This is a genomic window from Mesorhizobium sp. M7A.F.Ca.CA.003.01.2.1 (assembly GCF_003998945.1).
Classification (GTDB): domain Bacteria; phylum Pseudomonadota; class Alphaproteobacteria; order Rhizobiales; family Rhizobiaceae; genus Mesorhizobium; species Mesorhizobium ciceri.
In genome coordinates this window covers 1-620 of record NZ_RZRA01001559.1, presented here as the reverse complement: position 1 = coordinate 620, position 620 = coordinate 1, and the positions used below count along the sequence as shown (strand labels likewise).

Genomic DNA, 620 nt, shown 5'->3' with positions numbered 1-620 from the left:
TGCGGGGGCGCAGCGGCCAAGCCTGGCCGGCGACGAAAAGCCCATTCGAAACAGGCCGCTGACCGGCATCGTTGTCATCGAGATTCATCATTTGCAGCCCGGCACGGAGGCAGATTTCACCACCCGCTTCGAGATTGAGACGGCGTGCCTGATGACGGCCGACGCACGCCTGCTCGCCGCGTTCGTGACCGAGCCTGCCGAAAACAATTTTCCGCGCCTGCCGGTACGGGCTGACGAAAACGTCTTCATCAGCGTCATGGGTTTTGCCAGCACAGAAGCGCATGCCCGCCACAAGGCCGCGCTTGCCGCCTCGCCGGCATGGCAGGATTTTTGGCGGGCCGCGCAACCCGGCTTGACCAAACCCACGGAGACCTTGCGGCTGTCGCCGACATCGCAATCACTGGTCGGGATCTATTCCTAAAGCGCGTCGACGCGCTTAGGAATAGATCCTTTTTTGTGCATTTCGTTCTCCCAAAACCGGGGCCACTTTTGGGCGACATGCATCAGACTTCAAATGCCTCGACGATGGTCTTGGCGACAAGGGCCGGGTCTTCCCAATGCGGGTTGTGGCCACAGCGCTCGGCCCGGACGAAGACGGCTCCGGCAAGAGCGGATTGCAA

General features: G+C 61.5%; 1 pseudogene. It reads left to right on the top strand.

Annotated elements, in window-relative coordinates:
- Positions 1 to 421 (top strand): annotated as a pseudogene (locus EN969_RS34180) (NIPSNAP family protein); the annotation flags it as partial.
- Positions 422 to 620 lie beyond the last annotated feature (199 nt).